27 protein-coding genes and 1 pseudogene are annotated in these 21,953 nt (G+C 58.5%); all 28 read right to left on the bottom strand.

What is annotated here, in order from left to right:
• Positions 1 to 7 precede the first annotated feature (7 nt).
• Positions 8 to 793 (bottom strand): carbohydrate ABC transporter permease, encoded by a 786-nt coding sequence (locus AB0P14_RS14040; protein WP_363843524.1) that lies wholly within the window; start codon positions 791 to 793, stop codon positions 8 to 10.
• Positions 794 to 954: 161 nt separating this feature from the next.
• On the bottom strand, positions 955 to 1,797 hold the full coding sequence (locus AB0P14_RS14035; protein WP_363843352.1) for a sugar ABC transporter permease: 843 nt from the start codon (positions 1,795 to 1,797) through the stop codon (positions 955 to 957).
• Positions 1,798 to 1,970: 173 nt separating this feature from the next.
• Positions 1,971 to 2,726, bottom strand: a complete 756-nt coding sequence (locus tag AB0P14_RS14030; RefSeq protein ID WP_363843349.1) for a glycerophosphodiester phosphodiesterase family protein — start codon at positions 2,724 to 2,726, stop codon at positions 1,971 to 1,973.
• A gap of 215 nt (positions 2,727 to 2,941) precedes the next feature.
• On the bottom strand, positions 2,942 to 3,778 hold the full coding sequence (map, locus tag AB0P14_RS14025; RefSeq protein WP_363843346.1) for a type I methionyl aminopeptidase: 837 nt from the start codon (positions 3,776 to 3,778) through the stop codon (positions 2,942 to 2,944).
• Positions 3,779 to 3,891: 113 nt separating this feature from the next.
• Entirely contained in the window at positions 3,892 to 4,467 is a 576-nt protein-coding gene (locus AB0P14_RS14020) for an adenylate kinase (protein WP_363843521.1), read from the bottom strand.
• Positions 4,468 to 4,472: 5 nt separating this feature from the next.
• Positions 4,473 to 5,798: a preprotein translocase subunit SecY gene (gene secY, locus AB0P14_RS14015; protein ID WP_363843344.1), complete on the bottom strand. Its 1,326-nt coding sequence runs from the start codon at positions 5,796 to 5,798 to the stop codon at positions 4,473 to 4,475.
• Between the two features lie 219 nt (positions 5,799 to 6,017).
• The gene (rplO, locus tag AB0P14_RS14010; protein WP_363843341.1) at positions 6,018 to 6,497 is read right to left on the bottom strand and encodes a 50S ribosomal protein L15; all 480 of its coding nucleotides are present in this window, start codon (positions 6,495 to 6,497) and stop codon (positions 6,018 to 6,020) included.
• Position 6,498: 1 nt separating this feature from the next.
• Positions 6,499 to 6,711 (bottom strand): 50S ribosomal protein L30, encoded by a 213-nt coding sequence (rpmD, locus tag AB0P14_RS14005; protein WP_363843339.1) that lies wholly within the window; start codon positions 6,709 to 6,711, stop codon positions 6,499 to 6,501.
• Complete coding sequence (gene rpsE, locus AB0P14_RS14000) at positions 6,711 to 7,418, bottom strand: 30S ribosomal protein S5 (RefSeq protein WP_363843336.1); 708 nt, start codon at positions 7,416 to 7,418, stop codon at positions 6,711 to 6,713. Before rpsE ends, rpmD begins: the two co-directional genes overlap by 1 nt.
• On the bottom strand, positions 7,415 to 7,786 hold the full coding sequence (gene rplR / locus AB0P14_RS13995) for a 50S ribosomal protein L18 (protein WP_363843333.1): 372 nt from the start codon (positions 7,784 to 7,786) through the stop codon (positions 7,415 to 7,417). The genes rpsE and rplR overlap by 4 nt, the downstream gene beginning before the upstream one ends.
• Before the next feature lie 2 nt (positions 7,787 to 7,788).
• Positions 7,789 to 8,325 (bottom strand): 50S ribosomal protein L6, encoded by a 537-nt coding sequence (gene rplF / locus AB0P14_RS13990; protein ID WP_363843330.1) that lies wholly within the window; start codon positions 8,323 to 8,325, stop codon positions 7,789 to 7,791.
• Between the two features lie 23 nt (positions 8,326 to 8,348).
• Positions 8,349 to 8,747, bottom strand: a complete 399-nt coding sequence (rpsH, locus tag AB0P14_RS13985; RefSeq protein ID WP_363843327.1) for a 30S ribosomal protein S8 — start codon at positions 8,745 to 8,747, stop codon at positions 8,349 to 8,351.
• A gap of 103 nt (positions 8,748 to 8,850) precedes the next feature.
• Entirely contained in the window at positions 8,851 to 9,435 is a 585-nt protein-coding gene (gene rplE / locus AB0P14_RS13980) for a 50S ribosomal protein L5 (protein WP_062286643.1), read from the bottom strand.
• Positions 9,432 to 9,794, bottom strand: coding sequence for a 50S ribosomal protein L24 (rplX, locus tag AB0P14_RS13975; protein WP_363843324.1), 363 nt, complete (start codon positions 9,792 to 9,794; stop codon positions 9,432 to 9,434). The genes rplE and rplX overlap by 4 nt, the downstream gene beginning before the upstream one ends.
• A gap of 3 nt (positions 9,795 to 9,797) precedes the next feature.
• The gene (gene rplN / locus AB0P14_RS13970) at positions 9,798 to 10,166 is read right to left on the bottom strand and encodes a 50S ribosomal protein L14 (protein WP_363843321.1); all 369 of its coding nucleotides are present in this window, start codon (positions 10,164 to 10,166) and stop codon (positions 9,798 to 9,800) included.
• Positions 10,167 to 10,902: 736 nt separating this feature from the next.
• On the bottom strand, positions 10,903 to 11,133 hold the full coding sequence (gene rpsQ, locus AB0P14_RS13965) for a 30S ribosomal protein S17 (RefSeq protein ID WP_062292996.1): 231 nt from the start codon (positions 11,131 to 11,133) through the stop codon (positions 10,903 to 10,905).
• A 62-nt stretch (positions 11,134 to 11,195) separates the two neighbouring features.
• Positions 11,196 to 11,519 (bottom strand): 50S ribosomal protein L29, encoded by a 324-nt coding sequence (gene rpmC, locus AB0P14_RS13960; protein ID WP_062286640.1) that lies wholly within the window; start codon positions 11,517 to 11,519, stop codon positions 11,196 to 11,198.
• A gap of 2 nt (positions 11,520 to 11,521) precedes the next feature.
• On the bottom strand, positions 11,522 to 11,938 hold the full coding sequence (gene rplP, locus AB0P14_RS13955; RefSeq protein WP_110483672.1) for a 50S ribosomal protein L16: 417 nt from the start codon (positions 11,936 to 11,938) through the stop codon (positions 11,522 to 11,524).
• Entirely contained in the window at positions 11,939 to 12,787 is an 849-nt protein-coding gene (gene rpsC / locus AB0P14_RS13950; protein WP_062286638.1) for a 30S ribosomal protein S3, read from the bottom strand.
• Positions 12,788 to 13,153, bottom strand: coding sequence for a 50S ribosomal protein L22 (gene rplV / locus AB0P14_RS13945; protein ID WP_203312228.1), 366 nt, complete (start codon positions 13,151 to 13,153; stop codon positions 12,788 to 12,790).
• A gap of 38 nt (positions 13,154 to 13,191) precedes the next feature.
• Positions 13,192 to 13,473 carry a 30S ribosomal protein S19 gene (gene rpsS, locus AB0P14_RS13940; protein WP_110105559.1) on the bottom strand — a complete coding sequence of 94 codons (282 nt, stop codon included), beginning with the start codon at positions 13,471 to 13,473 and terminating at the stop codon, positions 13,192 to 13,194.
• 12 nt (positions 13,474 to 13,485) lie between these two features.
• Positions 13,486 to 14,325 carry a 50S ribosomal protein L2 gene (gene rplB, locus AB0P14_RS13935; protein WP_104110180.1) on the bottom strand — a complete coding sequence of 280 codons (840 nt, stop codon included), beginning with the start codon at positions 14,323 to 14,325 and terminating at the stop codon, positions 13,486 to 13,488.
• 30 nt (positions 14,326 to 14,355) lie between these two features.
• On the bottom strand, positions 14,356 to 14,661 hold the full coding sequence (gene rplW, locus AB0P14_RS13930; RefSeq protein ID WP_131394257.1) for a 50S ribosomal protein L23: 306 nt from the start codon (positions 14,659 to 14,661) through the stop codon (positions 14,356 to 14,358).
• Between the two features lie 233 nt (positions 14,662 to 14,894).
• A pseudogene (gene rplD / locus AB0P14_RS13925) lies at positions 14,895 to 15,494 on the bottom strand (50S ribosomal protein L4); the annotation flags it as partial.
• Between the two features lie 4 nt (positions 15,495 to 15,498).
• Complete coding sequence (gene rplC / locus AB0P14_RS13920) at positions 15,499 to 16,149, bottom strand: 50S ribosomal protein L3 (protein WP_269937571.1); 651 nt, start codon at positions 16,147 to 16,149, stop codon at positions 15,499 to 15,501.
• Positions 16,150 to 16,166: 17 nt separating this feature from the next.
• Positions 16,167 to 16,475: a 30S ribosomal protein S10 gene (gene rpsJ, locus AB0P14_RS13915; protein WP_038464699.1), complete on the bottom strand. Its 309-nt coding sequence runs from the start codon at positions 16,473 to 16,475 to the stop codon at positions 16,167 to 16,169.
• A 413-nt stretch (positions 16,476 to 16,888) separates the two neighbouring features.
• Positions 16,889 to 20,776, bottom strand: coding sequence for a hypothetical protein (locus tag AB0P14_RS13910; RefSeq protein WP_363843312.1), 3,888 nt, complete (start codon positions 20,774 to 20,776; stop codon positions 16,889 to 16,891).
• Between the two features lie 507 nt (positions 20,777 to 21,283).
• On the bottom strand, positions 21,284 to 21,850 hold the full coding sequence (locus AB0P14_RS13905; RefSeq protein WP_363843309.1) for a hypothetical protein: 567 nt from the start codon (positions 21,848 to 21,850) through the stop codon (positions 21,284 to 21,286).
• Between the last annotated feature and the right edge of the window lie 103 nt (positions 21,851 to 21,953).

Genomic DNA, 21,953 nt, shown 5'->3' with positions numbered 1-21,953 from the left:
TTGGGGCTTAGCCGGTGACGGCGCCGGAGGTGAGCCCGGTGACGATGCGCCGCTGAAGCAGGAAGAACACGATCAACACAGGGACGGTGATGAGTACGGTGCCGGCCATCAGCACACCCCAGTTGGTCACGCCGTCGTTGTTCTGCAAGAGGGTCAAGCCCACAGGCAGTGTCATCATCTCGGCCCTGTCCACCACGAGCAGCGGCCACAGGTACTCGTTCCATTCGGAGACGATCGAGACGAGGGCCACGGCGGCGATGGTCGGCGCGGAAATGGGTACAACGAACGTCCACAGCCGGCGCCAATGACTGGCCCCGTCCAGGGCTGCCGCTTCCAGGATGGAGATGGGCAGGGTCAGAAAGTGTTGGCGGAACAAGAAGGTGCCAAAGGCGCTGGCCAGACCCGGCAGGATCAGCCCCTGATAGGTGTTGATCCAGCCGAGATCCGAAACGAGTGTGTAGTTGGGGATGATCACAATTTGTTGCGGCACCAGAAGCGCGAACACCACCAACCCGAACACGAACTTCTTGAACGGGAATTCCAAGAACACCACCGCATAAGCCGTGGTGAGGCCTAGTGCGATCTTCAGCGTTGCTCCCACCACCGTGGTGATGAGGGAGTTGATGAAGAAGTTGCCAAAGGGCACAGCGTCCAAGGCAGCGATGTAGTTGGAGATTTCAAAACTGGCGGGCAGCCACTGGATGGGGACGGTGTAAATCTCATCGCGTTGCTTGAAACTAGCCAGCATCATCCAGACAAGGGGCAGGATCATGGCGGCAACAGCCACCGCCATCAGCACATAGCCTCCTACCCGAGGGCGCAAGGTGCTCCCACCGAATGGAACACCGGAGCTGTTGGGGTCAGAGCCCTTGACGCGGGAGTTCTTATGGGCGGAGCCGTTTGTAGCACTCGCCGCCACTTTGCCGGCGGGCCGGTCTTTCACATCAGGGCGCATCAGTAGTGAACCTTCTTTTGAACGAACAGCATCTGCACGGCTGTGATGATCAGGAGCACCACGAACAGTACGGTGGCGATCGCCGAGGAGTAACCAGCCCGGCCGGTAGCGAATCCCTCCCGGTAGATCTGATACATCATGGTGGTGGTGCCTTCTAGCGGTCCGCCCTGCGTCATCGCCTGAATGATGTCAAAGGACTGCAAGGAGCTCAGCAAAGTCGTGACGGACAGGAAGAAGGTGGTGGGCCCGAGCAACGGCAGCACCACATTTCTAAACGAAGCGAAGGCGCCCGCCCCATCAAGGTTGGCCGCTTCGATCAGGTCCCGCGGAACTGCTTGCAGTGCGGCCAAATAGATCAATGCCACATAGCCGACGTTCTTCCACAGGTAGACCACGATCAGCATGGGCAGCGCCCACGTCGGATCGTTGTACCAGTCCGGTGAGCTCAGGCCCATGACGCCCAGCATGGCCCCGAGGACACCAAAGTTGGGGTCGAACACAAAGAGCCACAGAAGTCCGACGGCGACTCCGGACAGGACGTAGGGCGCGACGACTACCGTTCGGGCCAGTCCCGTACCGCGAAGCTTGCGGTTGAGCAGGAGCGCCAGCGATAGGCCCAGCACCATGCCGCCACCAACGGTGGCCACCGTGAAGATCACCGTTACCCGAATGACGTTGGCGGTGGTCGGGTCACTGAACCAGCTCACATAGTTATCCAGCCCAATGAATCGGGCTGTCGCGGAGCCAATATTCCATTGCAGCAACGAGTACTGCAGAGATTGAATCAACGGTTTGTACGTGAAGATGATCAGCAGGGCAACATTGGGCCCCGCAAAGAGCAAGAACAGGAGCCATGATTTCCACGGGGTACGTGGTTTTCGCTGCGGTATTGTCTCGCTGTTCGCCGCGCCTGTGGGATGTGGATCTTTGGGGGTCCTACCGCTCGTCTTTGTGCCGTTGCGCTTTGCGCCGGTTTGCTTTGTGCCGGTGTGCGCAGTGGCTAGTTGTGCCACTGCTATCGATCCAACGCAGCGAATTGCAGTGCTTGCTGGAGCAGTTCCGGATCATCGGTACAGATCGCATCGGCACCCATTTCCATTAGTTTCCGGGCACGCGCTGGATCGTTGACAGTCCAGACCCACGCCAAGAGTCCAGCCTCGTGGATCGTGACAATGTCATCTTGGTCCAGGCCTCCCTCCCAAACGGAGAGCCCTTGTGCGCCTTGTTTGAGGGCGAAATCGATAGCTGTTGGCAAGCCACGTCCAGCGAACTGCTTCCCCGCATCAACCCCGGCGTCGGTGAGCGCGAGCTTGTCGAGGTTTCCTACACACAGCGGATAGATGGTGGCTTCCGGGAGGAGTCGGCGAAGTTCGGCCAGTGCGGCCCAGTCCGCGGACGAGGCAAACCAGTCCAGCCCAGGAATCAAATTGACAACTTGGACGACGGGCTCCACCGAATCCGCGTCCTTGAGTTCGATATTGACCCATAGTTTCCCTGCCGCCATCTCAAGCACTTGGGCGAGGGTAGGAACTGGCTGGCCGGCACCGGCATCGAGCAGTCCCAGTTCACGGGCGGTGAATTCGCTGATGCTCCCGGTGCCGTTGGTGGTGCGGTCGGCGGTGTCGTCGTGGATGACCACAGGGACATTGTCCGCAGACAGGTGAACATCGAGCTCTATGCCATCCACACCAAGTTCAATGGCACGGGCGAAGGCTGCTTGGGTGTTCTCAGGCAGGTGAGCTGATACGCCACGATGGGCAAAGATGCGCATGGAGTTGCTTTCCTCTTGGTGGTTCGCAAGGAGGACTGTGGCAGTTTTGCGCCAGTCCCTTGGGCTTCTTCGACCAAGGTACTGCGCACAAAGTCCCAATGCGTGGCCGCAAAGTGGACAGCAGGCAAATAGGGCTTAAATAGTTCAACCCCAGCTCCGGTAAAGACCGGTGCCGGGGTTGACTGTGCTACAGCGCGAGCGTTAGTCCAGTGAGACTAGTCCAGCGAGACCGGGGTCACGCCGTACGGCGCAAGCCGCTCCGCACCGCCGTCGTCCGCGGTAAGAACCCAGATACCCTTGGCATGCACAGCTACCGAGTGCTCCCAGTGCGCTGCACGGGCCTTGTCCGCGGTGACAACGGTCCAGTCGTCCTGGAGGGTGATGGTGTCCAGGCCGCCGCGGACCAGCATGGGCTCAATCGCCAAGCACATGCCGGGCTTGAGCTTGGGGCCGCGGTGTTTGGAGGCGTAGTTCAGCACATCCGGGGCCATGTGCATAGCCGTTCCGATGCCGTGACCTACATAGTCTTCCAAGATGCCCAGTTCTTTGCCCGGCTGAGAGGTGACGTAGTCATCGATGGCATCACCAATATCACCGACGTACTTCGCCGAGGCCATGGCAGCGATGCCGGCCCACATGCACTCTTCGGTGATGTCGCTGAGCCGGCGGTCCGCAGGATCTTCTGCGGAAGGGCCACCAACAATGGCGCTGCGTGCCGAGTCTGAATGCCAGCCTTCCACGATGGCGCCACCGTCGATGGAGATCAGATCTCCAGCCTCCAGTACGCGTGAGCCGGGAATCCCATGCACCACTTCCTCGTTGACAGAAGTGCAGATGGTGGCGGGGAAATCGTGGTATCCCAAGAAGTTTGACTTGGCCCCGGCCTTCTTGAGTTCCGCTGCGAAGATGGCATCCAGTTCGCCCGTGGTGACACCAGGTGCAACGGCTGCAATGGTGGTCCTCAGTGCTGCATCGAGGATCAGCCCACTACGACGCATGATGCGCATCTGATCGATGGTCTTGTATTCAATTCTTTGCTGGCCAAACGCCATGAAAGAATCCTTTCCCTTTGAAAAAGATTGAGGGCTCCTCCCCATAGTGCGGGAAGGAACCCTCCTTCACAACCACATGCCTGAAGGCACCGGTTGATACTGCAGTGGCGGTGCTAGGCTGCCTCGCCCTTAAATTTCTTGATGGCTTCCATGACACGTGAGGTCACGTCATCCATCTCGCCCAAACCGTCGACCTTGGCCAAAATGCCGCGCTCCGCATAGCGGGACACTACAACCTCAGTCTGCTCGCGGTAGAGATCCAGACGGTGGCGAATGACAGCTTCAGTGTCATCGCTGCGGCCTGTCTCCAGCGCACGGCCCAACAGGCGCTTGACGAGTTCTTCGTCATCGGCTGTCAATTGCACAACTACGTCCAAGCTGGCATCGGCCGCGGCCAGAATGTCATCCAACTCATCCACCTGGGGTGATGTGCGCGGGTAGCCATCCAACAGGAAGCCCTCGGCAACATCACTCTGGGCGAGCCGATCACGAACCATCCGGTTTGTCACACTATCGGGCACAAAGTCACCGTTGTCCATGTACTTCTTGGCTTCCAAACCCAAGGGTGTTTCACCCTTGACGTTTGCCCGGAAGATGTCGCCCGTGGAGATCGCTACAATATTGAGCTCTCCACAGATTCGTTCCGCCTGAGTGCCTTTTCCTGACCCGGGAGGTCCAATAATCAGCATTCTTGTCATCGCAATAACCCTTCGTAGTGGCGCTGCTGGAGTTGCGCATCAATCTGCTTGACTGTCTCCAAACCAACACCCACCACAATGAGGATCGAGGTGCCGCCGAATGGGAAGTTCTGGTTTGCACCGACCATGACCAAGGCGATCAGCGGGATCAGAGCAACAATGCCCAGGTACATCGAGCCCGGGAGCGTGATGCGCGAAATTACGTATTGCAGGTAGTCCTGCGTGGGGCGGCCGGCACGGATGCCCGGGATGAAGCCGCCGTACTTCTTCATGTTGTCTGAGACTTCTTCAGGGTTGAAGGTAATGGCCACATAGAAATACGTGAAGCCAATAGTCAGCAGGAAGTAAATCATCATGTAGACCGGGTGGTCTCCACGCGTCAGATAGTTGTTAATCCACTCAACCCAACCGGGAACATCGGTGCTGTTCGCCGGAGTAGCGAACTGTGCGATCAAAGCTGGCAGGTAAAGCATCGAGGAAGCAAAGATAACCGGGATAACGCCGGCCATGTTGACCTTGATGGGAATGTAGGTGCTGGTTCCGCCCATGGTGCGACGGCCAACCATACGCTTGGCGTACTGCACGGGAATGCGGCGCTGGGACTGCTCAACAAACACAACCAGTGCAACAACCAAGAGACCCACTGCCATAACGGTAAGGAAGGTGCCCCAGCCCTGGGTCTTGAGGATGGCGCCCAAGGAGGTCGGGAACATTGCTGCAATGGCCACGAAGATCAACAAGGACATGCCGTTGCCGACACCCTTTTCAGTCACGAGCTCACCCATCCACATGATCAGGCCGGAACCGGCGGTCAAGGTGATGATGAGCAGCAAAATGGTGATCAGGTTGTCATTAGGGATCAACGCACCCGGGGTACCTGCGGCGCCACAGCCAGCAAAGAGCTGGCCTGAACGGGCAAGTGTCACCAAGGTAGTGGCGTTAAGCAGACCCAGTGCAATGGTCAAGTAACGCGTGTACTGCGTGAGCTGACCTTGGCCCTGGGCACCTTCAAGGTGCAGTTCCTGGAAACGGGGGATCACTACGCGGAGCAGCTGAACGATGATGCTCGCCGTGATGTAGGGCATGATTCCCAAAGCAAAAATGGAAACCTGAAGCAAGGCGCCGCCGCTGAACAAGTTCACGAGCTGGTAAATGCCCTGACTTGTGTCAGCCGCATTCACGCACTGTTGGACATTTCGGTAATCAATTCCAGGCGAGGGGATAAAAGCGCCCAAGCGGAAGATGGCAAGAATTCCCAGCGTGAACAACAACTTGCGTCGCAGATCAGGCGTGCGAAAGGCGCGGCCAAATGCGGTAAGCAAGCGTCCTCCTGATGTGTAGTGATGAAGTGGCTTCTCAAGTGAGGCCCAAGGATTGAGTCTAGTGGGTGATGCAGCTCGCAAAGGAACTGTTACGGATAACATTCTTGGCTGATCCAAGCATTCCGAAACTTCCGCATAAAACGAAAGACCCCTGGTGAGCGGAACATGAGCTCCGCCCACCAAGAGTCTAGTCGCTAGATGTGCGCATTTGTGAACTTTTTACAGTTCGGTGGTGGTGCCACCTGCAGCAGCGATCTTCTCGACGGCGCTGGTGGAGAATGCGTGGGCGGTGATATCTACCTTGACGGTGATATCGCCGGTGCCCAGCACCTTCACGGGCTGGTTCTTGCGAACTGCACCCTTTTCAACGAGTGTCTCGACGGTGACAACGCCACCTTCGGGGAAGAGCTCGTTCAGCTTGGCCAGGTTAACAACCTGGAACTCCACGCGGAACGGGTTCTTGAAGCCACGCAGCTTGGGCAGACGCATGTGCAGCGGCAGCTGGCCGCCGGCAAAGCCAGCCTTTACCTGGTAGCGAGCCTTGGTACCCTTGGTACCGCGGCCTGCGGTCTTACCCTTGGATCCTTCACCACGGCCAACACGGGTTTTAGCCGTCTTGGCACCCGGTGCGGGACGCAGGTGGTGAACCTTCAGTGCGTTCTGCTTTTCAACAGTCTCAGCAGTGTTCTTCTCAGCCACTTTACTTCGCCTCCTCAACCTTGATCAGGTGCGGAACCGTGTTGATCATGCCAACGGTCACTGCATCAGCGGTACGAACGACAACGTCGCCGATGTGCTTCAGGCCCAGTGAACGAAGGCAATCCTTCTGGTTCTGCTTGGCACCAATGATGCCCTTGATCTGAGTGATTTCCAGCTTCTTGTCAGAAGGCTGAATGTTCTTCGGTGTAGTCATTACAGACCCGCCTTTTGCATATTGCGCAACAGCACAGCCGGAGCAACTTCATCCAAAGGCAGGCCACGGCGAGCCGCAACAGCCTTGGGGTCTTCCAAGCCCTTCAAAGCCGCAACTGTTGCGTGAACAATGTTGATGGCGTTGGAGGAACCCAGTGACTTGGACAGTACATCGTGGATGCCAACGCATTCCAGGATGGCGCGAACCGGACCTCCGGCGATAACGCCGGTACCAGCTGCAGCCGGACGCAACATGACGACGCCGGCAGCGGCTTCACCCTGTACGCGGTGAGGAATGGTCTTGCCAACCATGGGAACGCGGAAGAAGGACTTCTTGGCTTCTTCAACACCCTTGGCGATAGCGGCAGGAACTTCCTTAGCCTTACCGTAGCCAACACCGATCATGCCGTTGCCGTCACCGACGATTACCAGAGCGGTGAAGCTGAAGCGACGACCACCCTTGACAACCTTGGCAACACGGTTGATGTTGACAACGCGCTCGATGAACTGGCTCTTCTCAGCCTCGCGTCCACCGTCGCGACCACGGCCACGGCCACCGTCGCGACCGCCTTCGCGGCCTCCACGTGCGCCGTCGCGACCGCCGCGGCCACGAGCGCCATCGGCGCCTGCAGCTGCTTCAGTCTTCGCGGCACCGTCAGCTGCAGTTGCTTCTGACACAGTGTTCTCCTTGTTAATGTTTTCGGTCACAGTGCCAGCCCGCCTTCACGTGCACCATCAGCAATAGCTGCGACACGGCCGTGGTAGCGGTTACCGCCACGGTCGAAGACAACAGCTTCAATGCCGGCAGCCTTGGCGCGCTCTGCAACGAGCTCACCAACACGCTTTGCCTTGGCGGTCTTGTCGCCGTCAAATGCGCGCATGTCTGCTTCCAGAGTCGATGCAGACACCAGGGTCAGGCCCTGGGTGTCGTCAATGACCTGAACGAATACGTGGCGAGCTGAACGGTTGACGACCAGACGCGGACGTACAGTGGTGCCGCTGATGCGCTTGCGCACACGCAGGTGGCGACGGCCGCGTGCTGCGGCCTTGGACTTTCCTCTTACGGATAGTGCCATGGTTACTTACCAGCCTTTCCGACCTTGCGGCGGATGATCTCGCCAGCGTAGCGAACGCCCTTACCCTTGTACGGGTCGGGCTTGCGCAGCTTACGGATGTTGGCAGCAACTTCGCCCACCTGCTGCTTGCTAATTCCTGACACGGAGAGCTTTGTGGGGCTCTCTACGGCCAGTGTGATGCCTTCCGGTGCCTCAATGATGACCGGGTGGCTGAAGCCCAGAGCGAACTCGAGGTCCTTGCCCTTGGCGACTACGCGGTAACCGGTACCAACAATTTCCAGCTTCTTCTCGTAGCCCGCGGTGACACCGATGATCAGGTTGTCAATGAGGGTGCGAGTCAAACCGTGGAGTGAGCGTGATTCGCGCTCATCGTTGGGGCGGCTAACGGTGATGATGTTTTCGTCAATTGCTGCCGTGATGGGGCTGGCAACGGTAAGTTCCAGCTGTCCCTTCGGGCCCTTGACGGAAACAAGGCTGTCTTCAATCTTGACCTCAACGCCGGCAGGCACAGAGATGGGGAGACGTCCAATACGTGACATAAGTTCTTTCCCTTCTCTCTCTACTACCAGACGTAGGCGAGGACTTCCCCACCCACGCCCTTCTTGGCAGCCTGGCGGTCGGTCAGCAGACCTGAAGACGTCGACAAAATAGCGACACCCAAACCACCCAAAACGCTGGGGAGGTTTGTGGACTTCGCGTATACGCGCAGTCCCGGCTTGGAGATACGGCGCAGGCCAGCGATTGAACGCTCACGTGCGGGGCCGTACTTCAAATCGATGGTGAGCTTCTTGCCAACCTCAGCGTCTTCAACCTTCCAGGCAGAGATGTAACCCTGTGCCTTGAGGATGTCGGCGATGTGGCCCTTAAGCTTGCTAAACGGCATGGTCACGGTGTCGTGGTGTGCCGAGTTTGCGTTGCGCAGACGCGTAAGCATGTCTGCGACAGGATCTGTCATTGTCATTTGGGCGCTTGCCCTTCCTCGTAACGGTTTCCTTCGCGTGGCACCAAGGCGTGAAAATCAGATTTCAGCACGTTGAACCCGCAGAACGGACCTGTTACGTAGATTATTTATCTTCGGATTTAAACGGGAAGCCGAGTGCCTTAAGCAAGGCACGGCCTTCGTCATCGGTCTTGGCTGTGGTCACGACAGTGATGTCCATACCGCGAGGGCGGTCAATGGAATCCTGGTCGATCTCGTGGAACATAACCTGCTCGGTCAGACCGAAGGTGTAGTTACCGTTGCCGTCAAACTGCTTGCCGCTGAGGCCGCGGAAGTCGCGGATACGGGGCAGAGCCAGCGTGACCAAGCGGTCCAGGAATTCCCACATACGATCTCCACGGAGAGTCGTGTGGCAACCAATCGGCATGCCTTCGCGCAGCTTGAACTGAGCGATCGACTTGCGTGCCTTGGAAACCTGGGGCTTCTGGCCGGTGATGGCGGTGAGGTCGCGGACAGCGTGGTCGATGAGCTTGGAGTCCTTAGCGGCATCTCCAACACCCATGTTGACAACTACCTTGACCAAGCGCGGAACCTGGTTAACGTTTGAGTACTTGAACTCCTCAACCAAACCAGCCTTGATTTCCGCTGCGTAGCGGGTCTTCAGGCGAGGTGTGATCTTGGGTGTGTTCTCTGCTACTGCGGCGCTCATGCCAGATCCTTCCCCGAGGTCTTGGCAACGCGGATGCGTACTTCACGCTTGCGGCCATCGCGCTCAACGATTTCGGTGCGGTAACCAACGCGAGTCGGCTTCTTCGTGGACGGGTCCACTACAGCAACGTTAGAGATGTGAATGGGTGCCTCGACGGTCTCGATGCCACCAGTGTTGGTGCCACGTTCGGTCTGACCGGCCTTGGTGTGCTTGGTGACACGGTTTACGCCTTCAACCAACACGCGGTTGGTTTCGGTGTAGACCTTCAGGACCTTGCCCTGCTTGCCACGGTCGCCGCCACGCTCAGCCTTGGCGCCTGTGATGACCTGAACCAGGTCACCCTTCTTGATCTTTGCCATGTGTTACAGCACCTCCGGAGCCAACGAGATGATCTTCATGAACTTCTTGTCACGAAGTTCACGGCCAACCGGGCCGAAGATACGGGTACCGCGGGGGTCCCCGTCAGTCTTGAGAATGACAGCTGCATTCTCATCGAACTTGATGTAGGAACCATCCGCACGGCGGCGTTCCTTCTTGGTACGAACGATGACAGCCTTGACGACGTCACCCTTCTTTACGTTACCGCCGGGGATTGCATCCTTGACGGTTGCGACAATGGTGTCGCCAATGCCTGCGTAGCGGCGCCCAGATCCACCGAGAACGCGGATGGTCAAGATTTCCTTGGCCCCCGTGTTGTCGGCGACCTTAAGCCGCGACTCCTGCTGAATCACTAGTATCTCCTGTTCGTCGCGCTGGTTCTTGAACACAAACTATCTGCGCACAAGCCTTGCGGAACGTATTGTTCGGGATGTCTCTTGACGTGCCTGGATTTTGCCAAAACACGCCTAAACACTTCATGCCAACTCCACTTTCCGTCCCGGTTTATTGCGTGAAAATTCACGCTCCGGATGGCAGTTTGTAGCGGCACGAGGTATTTACGAGGAAATTGCGCACCAACTGCCACTGCCGTAAACGGCGGCACAGAAAAGGCGCAGCAATAGATAATCCTAGCACGACGTCGTTACCACACCTTACGCTGTGCGCTAACCATGTGCGTTACCTCCCCCACACCGCGATTAGGATTCCTCAAGCCAAGCACGCCTCGTTGTCACCGATTTTGCCATCAACCCTTCTTGGATGTGGCTAGTTGGATGGGACTAGGCGAGACCGGCGCAGCGCTGGATGGGGCGGCCGCTATGTGGTTACGGTCTGGATTTGAAAACGTAGATGATGCGATGAAAATCGCGGATTTGTCGCGTCTTCTGCAGTTTCGAGCAGGTTCAGCGCATCATCTGCTGTTTCGAAGCAGAAGCCACTGACACGCCCGGGCTGGACACACATTCTGGCCGCTAACCCACCGCCGCCGCGCTTTGGACATCGTGGCTTAAACAACGTTGGGCCCGCTGCCACAAGTGGCAGCGGGCCCAACATTTTAGCAATCAACCACGCACAAGTGCGTGAGTTGGCTTACTTAGCCTTCTCTACGATCTCAACCAGGCGGAAACGCTTGGTTGCGGAGAGCGGGCGGGTCTCGCTGATGACGACGAGGTCGCCGATGCCGGCGCTGTTCTCTTCGTCGTGGGCCTTGACCTTCTTGTTGCGGCGAAGAACCTTACCGTAAAGAGCGTGCTTTACGCGGTCTTCAACCTCAACGACGATGGTCTTGTCCATCTTGTCGGAAACTACGTAACCGCGCATCTTCTTGCGCTCGTTACGAACGAGAGTCTCCGCGCCGTTTTCGGTGTTGTCTACAGAATCGCTCACTTGGCGTCCTCCTCTGTTGCTTCAGCCTTCTTGGAGGCCTTCTTGGCTTCCTTGTCAGCCTTCTTGGAGGCCTTCTCCACGGGTGCAGCGGCAACGACGTCCGGGCGAATGCCCAGCTCGCGCTCACGCAGCACTGTGTAGATGCGGGCGATGTCGCGCTTTACAACGCGCAAACGACCGTGGCTTTCCAGCTGGCCGGTGGCCGACTGGAAGCGCAGGTTGAACAGTTCTTCCTTTGCCTTGCGGAGTTCTTCAACAAGACGTGCATTGTCAAACCCGTCAAGCTGTGCAGGGGCAAGTTCCTTGGAACCAACTGACATCTCTACTCACCACCTTCGCGACGCACAATGCGTGCTTTCAACGGCAGCTTGTGGATTGCCAGGCGCAATGCCTCGCGTGCTACCTCTTCTGATACACCGGAGAGTTCAAAGAGAACACGGCCCGGCTTGACGTTTGCGATCCACCACTCGGGTGAACCCTTACCGGAACCCATGCGGGTTTCAGCAGGCTTCTTCGTCAAGGGACGGTCAGGGTAGATGTTGATCCACACCTTACCGCCACGCTTGATGTGACGGGTCATGGCAATACGAGCAGACTCAATCTGACGGTTGGTTACGTATGCCGGCGTGAGGGCCTGAATGCCCCACTCGCCGAACGAAACCGTGGTGCCGCCAGTAGCCTGACCCGAACGACCGGGGTGGTGCTGCTTACGATGCTTTACGCGACGTGGGATAAGCATTTACGCCTCTCCTCCTTCTACTGCCGGAGCCGCAACCTCTGCAGCTACAGGAGCCTCAACCGCGGCAGCTGCCTCGGTGCGCTCAGGACGGTCGTTACGACGACGGTCGCCACCGGCGCGGGGACCGCGGGCTCCGCGGTCATCGCCGTCACGACGCGGGCCACGGCCACGAGCAGGAGCAGCAGCTGCCTGAGCAGCCAGTTCCTTGGACGTGACATCGCCCTTGTAGATCCAGACCTTGACACCAATGCGGCCGAAAACGGTCTTGGCTTCGAAGAAGCCGTAATCGATGTTGGCACGCAGGGTGTGCAGGGGCACACGACCTTCGCGGTAGAACTCGGTGCGTGACATTTCAGCGCCACCCAAGCGACCAGCACAAGCGACACGGATGCCCTTGACGCTGCCGGTGCGCTGTGCGGACTGCATGGCCTTCTTCATCGCGCGGCGGAATGCCACACGTGAGGTCAGCTGCTCTGCGATGCCCTGGGCAACGAGCTGAGCATCAGCTTCCGGGTTCTTGACTTCCAAGATGTTCAGCTGAACCTGCTTGCCGGTGAGCTTTTCGAGCTCGCCGCGGATGCGGTCTGCTTCTGCTCCACGACGACCGATAACGATACCGGGGCGTGCGGTGTGGATATCCACACGTACACGGTCACGGGTGCGCTCGATCTCAACCTTGGAAATGCCGGCGCGGTCCATGCCCGTGGACATGAGTGCGCGAATCTGGATGTCTTCTTTTACGAAGTCCTTGTAACGCTGACCGGGCTTGTTGCTGTCCGCGAACCAATGTGAACGGTGGTCCGTGGTGATCCCGAGACGGAATCCGTGCGGGTTTACTTTCTGTCCCACTTAGCGAACCTCCTCTTTCTCGGGTGTAGCGACAACCACGGTGACGTGGCTGGTGCGCTTCTTGATCTGGAATGCACGGCCCTGTGCTCGCGGCTGGAACCGCTTCATGGTGGGGCCTTCATCAACGAAGATTTCGCTGATGTACAGATCATTTTCGTTGAACGCGATGCTGTCGCGATCCGCCAGAACGCGGGCGTTAGCCACTGCGGACTGGACTACCTTGAAGACCGGCTCCGAAGCTGCCTGGGGGGCAAACTTCAAAATCGCCAATGCCTCATTCGCCTGCTTGCCACGAATCAGGTTGACGACGCGCCGGGCCTTCATAGGCGTTACGCGCAGATGACGCGCACTTGCCTTGGCTTCCATTGCTATCTCTCTCTCGTCTTTGCCGTATTGACAAGCGCCTAGCGGCGCTTGCCCTTACGGTCGTCCTTGACATGGCCGCGGAATGTCCGCGTTGCGGCGAATTCGCCGAGCTTGTGCCCGACCATCGACTCAGTAACAAACACGGGGATGTGCTTGCGACCATCGTGCACGGCGATCGTGTGACCCAACATATCGGGGACGATCATCGAGCGGCGGGACCAGGTCTTAATTACGTTCTTGGTACCCTTTTCGTTCTCCCGAGCTACCTTTACAAAGAGGTGCTGGTCAACGAAGGGACCCTTCTTCAGGCTACGTGGCATGTCTCCAGGCTCCTATCGCTTGTTCTTGCCAGTACGGCGGCGACGAACAATCAGCTTGTCGCTCTCTTTGTTGGGACGGCGGGTACGGCCTTCGCGCTTACCGTTCGGGTTAACCGGGTGACGTCCACCGGAAGTCTTACCCTCACCACCACCATGTGGGTGATCAACCGGGTTCATGACAACACCGCGGACGGTCGGGCGTACGCCCTTCCAGCGCATACGGCCAGCCTTACCCCAGTTGATGTTGGACTGCTCAGCGTTACCAACTTCGCCGATGGTCGCGCGGCAGCGCGCATCAACGTTGCGGATTTCGCCGGAGGGCAGACGCAGCTGGGCGAACTTGCCTTCCTTGGCGACGAGCTGAACCGAGGCACCAGCTGAACGAGCCATCTTGGCACCGCCACCGGGACGCAGCTCCACAGCGTGGATAACAGTACCCACGGGGATGTTGCGCAACGGAAGGTTGTTGCCAGGCTTGATATCAGCTGCGGGACCGGCTTCTACGAAGTCGCCCTGCTTGAGCTTGTTCGGTGCGACGATGTAACGCTTGGTTCCATCAACGTAGTGCAGGAGGGCGATGCGTGCGGTGCGGTTGGGATCGTATTCGATCTCAGCTACGCGTGCGTTGACGCCATCCTTGTCGTGACGACGGAAGTCGATCAAGCGGTACTGGCGCTTGTGGCCACCACCCTTGTGACGAGTCGTGATGCGACCGGTGTTGTTACGGCCACCCTTTTTGGGCAGAGGACGGACCAGAGACTTCTCCGGCGTCGACCGCGTGATTTCTGTGAAGTCGGCAACGCTCGAGCCGCGACGGCCCGGGGTTGTCGGCTTGTATTTACGGATTCCCATAGTATATTTCCTCGTTAAAGTGGTCTCCGCTTATGAAAGCGGACCGCCGAAGATGTCGATCGTGCCCTCGCGGAGGGAGACAATTGCGCGCTTGGTGCTCTTGCGCTGTCCCCAACCGAACTTGGTGCGCTTACGCTTACCAACACGATTGATGGTGTTGATCGAGTCGACCTTGACGGAGAAGATTTTCTCCACGGCCAGCTTGATCTCGGTCTTGTTTGAGCGGGGGTCGACCAAGAAGGTGTACTTACCTTCGTCGATCAAGCCGTAGCTCTTTTCCGATACGACGGGTGCAAGCACTACGTCGCGCGGATCCTTGATGGTAACGGCGCTCACTTGCCGTCCTCCTTAATGGTCTGGGCAGCTTCGCCGCCGGCGGGAACAAAGCCAGCGGCCTTGGCGTCCTCAACCGTGGTGAACCAAACTTCAGCCTCAGTGGCGTCATACCAGCGTGAACCAGGCACGTGGTACTTCATGGAGTCCTTGTTGCCCTTGATGGTGCCTTCGGCGCCATCTACGGAATCCTCGGAAACCAAGTCTTCAACCAACAGCATGCTGGAAGCGAAAGCTTCTGACGCTGCGCGACCGGAGATGAATACCTCGTAAGCGGCCTGTGTGAAGACGATGTCATCGGAGACCAGAACGTCATAGGTGTTGAGCTGGTCAACGTAGATGACGTGCAGGTTGGTGATGTTACGTACGCTCAGTGCAGTGGCGTCGTTGGCGCGCTCGATGACAACGAGCAAGTTCTTGCGCGTTGTAACGGCGGCCAAAACAGCCTTTGCAGCCTTGGTGGACGGCGTGGTGCCGGAAACCAATTCAGCAACTACGTGGATACGGCCGTTGCGTGCACGGTCAGAGAGGGCGCCGCGCAGAGCAGCAGCCTTCATCTTCTTGGGTGTGCGCTGGCTGTAATCGCGAGGGGTCGGACCGTGGACAACGCCACCGCCGGTCATGTGAGGGGCGCGGATAGAACCCTGACGGGCGCGGCCGGTACCCTTCTGTGCGAACGGCTTACGACCTGCACCGGATACTTCGGCGCGGGTCTTGGTCTTGTGTGTACCCTGACGGGCAGCAGCAAGCTGAGCTACGACAACCTGGTGCAGCAAGGGCACGTTGGTCTGTACGTCGAAGATCTCTGCAGGCAGGTCAACTTTTACAGTAGCCATTTACTTATGCTCCCTTCACGGCGGTGCGTACGAGTACGACCGAGCCGCGGGCGCCGGGGACGGCACCCTTGATCAGCAGCAGCGACTTCTCGGCGTCAACACCGTGAACCGTGAGGTTCATGGTGGTTACGCGCTCGGCACCCATACGGCCTGCCATGCGCATACCCTTGAAAACGCGGCCAGGGGTGGACGCGCCACCGATGGAACCGGGCTTGCGGTGGTTCTTGTGTGCACCGTGCGAAGCCGGGGCGCCGTGGAAGCCGTGACGCTTCATGACACCGGCGAAGCCCTTACCCTTTGAAGTACCGACGACGTCGACCTTCTGGCCGGCTTCGAAGATCTCAACGGAGAGCTCCTGGCCGAGGGTGTAGGTGTCAGCGTCTGCAGTGCGCAGCTCGACGACGTGGCGGCGGGGGGTAACACCAGCCTTCTCGAAGTGACCAGCCAAAGGCTTGGTGACCTTGCGAGGATCGATCTGGCCGTAGCCGATCTGAACAGCGGTGTAGCCATCAACTTCTGCGTTGCGCAGCTGGGTGATGACATTGGAATCGGCCTGGACGACAGTTACAGGAACAAGCAAGTTGTTCTCGTCCCAGACCTGGGTCATGCCGAGCTTCGTGCCCAGGATGCCCTTAGTGTTTCGGGTCGCGGTCATAGTTTCTCAGCACCTCCCTACAGTTTGATTTCGATGTTCACGTCGGCCGGCAGGTCGAGACGCATGAGCGAATCAACTGCCTTGGGCGTGGGATCAATGATGTCGATTAGACGCTTGTGCGTGCGCATTTCAAAGTGCTCGCGGCTGTCCTTGTACTTGTGAGGCGAACGAATTACGCAGTAAATGTTCTTCTCTGTGGGCAGCGGCACGGGGCCTACTACCGTTGCGCCTGCGCGCGTGACCGTCTCAACGATCTTCCGAGCTGAAACATCAATAACCTCGTGGTCATATGACTTCAGCCGGATGCGGATTTTTTGTCCCGCCATGGCGTCGTGACTCTCTTTCCTGTAACGAAGCAACCTGTAGTAGCGATGCTGTTGACGTAAACGCTGTTTACTTTTCCGGTTCAATCTGTGGCACTCACAGCCACGCTCACAAATGAACTGAATCCGGATAAATCCGGGTTCCTCAATCCATCGAAGCTCCGCCCCCCGCGGTCGGGCGTGTCGCGAATAATTCACGCACGTACCCACACCGTCTATGTGGAGGGCTTGTCATGTTTGGGCTTTAGCTTGGACCCTGCGACGAGCATTATCTCGACCGGGACACGAAAAAGCACTTGAACAACTCAATAAGTATGCCGGATTCTGCTGCCAAACACCAATCGGGGGTTGAGTTAGCTCCACCACAACGGGCCCTGCGCGGCGCCCGATTCAGCTCCGCGCAGGGCACGTTTCAACTATCCGAGCCCATCCCGGTGAGGGATGTCACCATTATTAGTGCCCGTGGCTGTGTCTGCCCCCGGGTGAGGGCCGTTGCCTGGGTGAGCCTGCCCATACCCTCCGATCGGCGGAGCAGGAGGGGCCGGCGTCGTACTTTGAATGGCGTTTGGCATGGAACTTGGTCGCTTCCGGTTCAAACGCCAGATGGCAAAACCAATCAACGCCAGAGCCAAAATCGCCAGCATGAGGTAGGTGAATCCGCGCAAGTACCAGAGCACTGCCGTAGCCACACCCACAGCACCCCAAATCGTGAAGACGCGTTCATCCAGACTCAAGCCCACGGCAATCAAGGCGACAAAGACCAGCAGTATGACCAATTGTTGTACCGTCTCGCCGCTGAAAATGGTGAGGACGGCAGCAAAGCTAGCAAAGCCCGAGGCAACCATGAGCATATTTTTTCCGGCGATCGGCAACTGTCGCAGGTAACGGATAAGGGCCATAGTTCCCACCGCCATGGCACACCAGAGGACGCCCCAGAACGAGCCCAGATAGATATGGACCGAGCAGGCGATAAACCAAACGAGTGCGCTGGCAAGTACCGCGATATCGGCCAGCATCCACCGTGTGCGTGCTGGTGCCTCAAGACAGCTGAGCCCCGCCACGATAGTGAAGGCGCCGGCGCCATACAGGATGGTGTCGAGGTCGACCATACTCCAGATCGCAAAGATCAGGCCGCCGGCCAGGGCCACGGAGACCAGTACGCTGCGGAGGATCGTGGACCGCGCCGTCGCAAACATGAGCAGGAGACGGACCAGGTACAGAACACCCATGACAACAAGGAAACCGGTCAAGGCGGAGACACCTGGACGAGCCGTCAGCTCCAGTGTCTGGAACCGGACCAGCACGGCTGCTACAAAGACCAGCAGCGTACCGGGCAACGTCAAAGCTGCCTGTGCCATACGGTGGGCGCCAAGGATCAGCGCCACTCCGGCCACCAGCCACATGCTCGCAAAGATGCCTGAATCCGCGTCACCATCAACCACGCTCGCTGTCATCAGAAAGGCTGCTGTGGCGACCAGCCAGTACCAACGCATCTCCACGGTTGCGGGGGGCCGTATCCAGGCCCACGCGCTGACAGCTACCATCAGAGCCAGCAGAATCAGTGCGAGAGCACCGGACCACATCATGGGCGCAATGACGCTGGCTCCGCCGATGATAGCGAGCAATGCCAGGTAGGACGCTCCCCGTAGAAACAGCTGGGTCTGCCCAATAATTGCGGCCAGTGCCAGTGCTACCAGTTCAAGCAAAACGATCCAGCGCAGCCCTTCCCCTCCCGGCTCAAACCCACCGGACACCGCATAGTAGCTCGCGGGCAGCGCCAACAACGCGGCCAAGAACAGCCACCCACTGATCATCCGCAGCACGGGATGACCCACGCGGTGGGTCATTTTCTCGGAGCGGATGACCACTATCTGCACAGGGGTCTGAGCCAGCAGGACGGCGCAGAGCACCAGCGTTACAACGGCTGGGCTGTCGAAGATCCAGTCGGCGAGAACCCCGGCGAGTGCCGTCAGCGCGATGCTGGCTAGTAGGAAGTGGCTGGATCTCAGTATCAGCGTCTGCGCCCGCGCAGCAATCAGCGCGCTGGCGGCAACGAGGGTGATAAGAACTATGGTCACGTGCGAGTAGTGTTCCGTGTTCCAGAGAGCCACGGCGACCAGCGCTATGGGTGCCCCCCAGAATGTCATGCGGAAGGTATCGCCTAGCATGGCCGTAACAACCATCAGCGTTGCAATTGTGAGAGCAGCTATGACACCTGCGAGCAGTACTGGCAGTAGGTCCGTTGGCTGTTGTTGCAGGCCAGCACTGAGGATCGCAGCGCCGAGCGTGATGACGATATCGGCGTCAAGCCCTGGAATCTTGCGGTTCTTGCGTGCCACAACGATGAGGATGATCAGCTGCGGCACCAGTGCCAGAAGAAGGACCTGTCCTAAGCTGACATGAGAATCGCCAAGTGAGGTACTTGGATCAAACTCGAGCCATAGTTGGAAGAGCGCGACTGCGAGGAGGAGCGATACCGCCCGTGCCGTTCGCCAGTAGCTCCAACGGTGCAAGTGCGCAGTCTTTGCCTTCAGTTGCGCGCCTCCGATGAGGAAGTAGCCCATGACCAGGGTCCAGGCAATGCTGGCCCCGCCTGCATTGAACACCGGTCCGGTGACAATCGCCGCAATGATCAGATAGACCGGGGCTAGGATTTCACCCGAGACCCAATCCTTTTCTCGGGTCAGGCAGCTTAGGGAATAGATGGCTGTCGAGATGCCCAAAACACCGGCCGCCACGAGGAACTCCCATGGGGTTGCAGCAACCAGTCCAAGGCCTGCGGAGGAGCCTGCGGAGAGGGCAGCAGTGGCGTGGGAAGCGAGCTCCGACAGCATCACGACAAGGCACAGCCCAATGAGCGTCCACGCTGCAGCAGAATACTTGGTCACGAGATTACTCACTCCGCGTTTGACGAACACGGCGTCAAGGAGAAGCTGTAGCCCGGCGATGACTGCAATGGCAGCAACAATGAGTGCGCTCTTTCCAGGCTGCGCCGGAATCAGCGCTGCAAGAACAGCTGCGACTAAGGCAGTCGCGAGAATCCTGGCAGCTACCAGTGCGATGTCTTTGATCAGGGCAGACTTCGTGGTGGTGTATCGGAAGAGCGCATAAGCCAAAGCCATGGAGAGCAGGATGGTCCAGTCCAAGGCGCCGAGGTATAGCGACATCAACGCACCCATAAGAATGGCGGGGGCGGGGAGCCACTCCCCCGCTGGCAGCATGGCAGGAACCACTAAAATTGCGGCGAGCAGCCCTGCAGCAAGCCCCCACACGAGCAAGGCGTCGCTGTCGAATTCCCTTCCCTGCAAGATCAGAACGCTCCAGCTAAAACCGGCCAGAGCCAGCAACGGGACACTGATCAGAACATCAAATTTAACCCAGCCCGCGCGATCCAAGAAGGCATCAAGCTGCTTCTGTCCGTAGGCCAGGGGAATGATCTGCACCAGCAGAACCATAGTGAATGCCGCGGCAGCCCACACACTCTCGGGCTGGAGCAGCCATCCCACGAATGGTGCCGCGAGTGTCAGGCTCGCCCGCAGGCCAACGTAGTTCCACCGTCGTGGCACCGGCGACGGCACGAACAACATGACTGCGTAGTAAATACTGCCAGCCACAAGTACCAACAGATGATCGGCGGCGTTGAGCGCCGACGCTGCGACGAGTGAGGCAATGAGGCCGACGGGGGCAAACCATGGGCCTAGATCAGAGAGCGGCTTGGCGTACAGTCCCGCGAGCCTGCTGTTTTTGCCCGTCTTCGTCAACAGGTTGCCCAACAAAGACAGCAGCGCTGAAAACACAATGAGTGCAGCGAAATACCAGGCCAACGCTGCCCCCAAGATGGCCGTAGACGACCACGCGGTGGAGAGGAGAAAGGCCAGTGAAAGGTAAACAATCAGGCGGCTTTGCATCTGAACGGCAGCGAAAACGTAGGCTACTGTGCCAACCAGCGAGGTAAACAGCCACACGGCTGGCGCATTGGGGAAACCAAGGTTGTAGGTGGCCAGGCCCGCGAACGGGATGATAGCCAAGGCCGTACCCGTAAAAGCGATGGCGGCTGGCTTCAACCGGGCAACCTTGTTGTGGAGCAACAGCCCTGCGGCATAAAACACCGCCGCACCCAACCAGACACCGATCAAGCGCGCAGTCACCGGCAGGCTACTGCCCACAAACAGGGCAGCAGCAGCAACCATCAGCAAACTCGCCACATACAAGGCGATGTTGATGTTCTGCGTTTCGCGCTTGCTCTTCTTCGCAGCGATGGCAGCAGGATCGTGCACGCCTGCGGATTCGGGCGTCGGGTGCATTACGCGCTGCTGCGTAACTGGGGGGAAAACTGGGGCAGAGGGCCGAGTCTGCACCACCGCAGGGCTGACCGGTGCCGCAGCGGGAACCGGGGCCTGAGGTAGTGCCTGAACCGGGGCGTGGGCCGGGGCGTGGGCCGGAGTCTGAGGGGGCGGCGTCGTCGTCGATGGTTGAACCGGGGCCTGAGGCGGGGCTTGAGCCGGGGCCTGAGGTGGCGACTGCTGCAACGCTTGACTGGAGACTAACTGACTCTGTGCCTTGAGCGCGTCTCCCCATCCGGCCAGGTGCCCTGCTAGATACCCGGATCTATAGGCCTCTTCGAGCGGCGACGAGCCAGTAATCCCTGGACCTGCCTGCGGGGGTTGTTGACTCACGTTCATCCTTCGCTATCAGTGGACTTCCAGTTTAGGGTCATTGGACCGCTTATTGAGCAATAAATCAATCGTCTGGAAGAAATGGTGTGCGAATGGAATAAGGCTTCCTGTCACCGTTCAGGCGTTGCAGTGCCGTCAATTTCGAGGCGTAGTGCCCGGCCGCCTCAGCAGCCGCACGGCACGGAGAAGACTCACAATCCCACCAATGGCCGCCCCTGCTCCCATAACCATCAGCGCCAACCCCAGATAATTTGGAAAGCTCCACCCTGCGTTGGCCAAGGCCGCCAGTTCACTATCAAGTTCGACGGCGGGACGCTCACCTAGGCGGTAGCTGACGGGCTGGCCTACGATCTCATCCTTGGTGGCAAAATCATCCACCCATCCAACCTTGGAATTCAGGGGAGGGTAGAAATGTGGAAAATGTTCCGTCTCCATGACGTGTGTTGAACCATCGTCGCCCAAAAATGTCAGCTCCACCTGCCGCGCGTGCCGGCGACCGTCGGAACGCCCCACGTTAGCCCGCGCATCGGTGACAGTCCCGTGCTGGCCATGCAACTGCAAATCCTTGGCAACCGCTCCAGCCGCACTCCCAGCTTGGAACATGGACAGCCCAAAAAGAACGAAGATTACGGCAAACGCCAGCACTATGATCGATGCTGTTCGCGCTGTTCCTGCTGGGATACTTTGCTTCCTCATAGCCATGTAACCAGCCTATAGGCCCGTCAGTTGACCGCCATGGGCAATGCTCCCCATCGGAATTTTTGCGGCAGCCCTCTAAGCTGGACCTCAGAATAGTTGGCTATCC

This window comes from Specibacter sp. NPDC078709, assembly GCF_040686795.1.
GTDB lineage: Bacteria > Actinomycetota > Actinomycetes > Actinomycetales > Micrococcaceae > Specibacter.
Note: the sequence above shows the minus strand (reverse complement) of the source record. Positions and strands in the feature narration are given on the sequence as shown.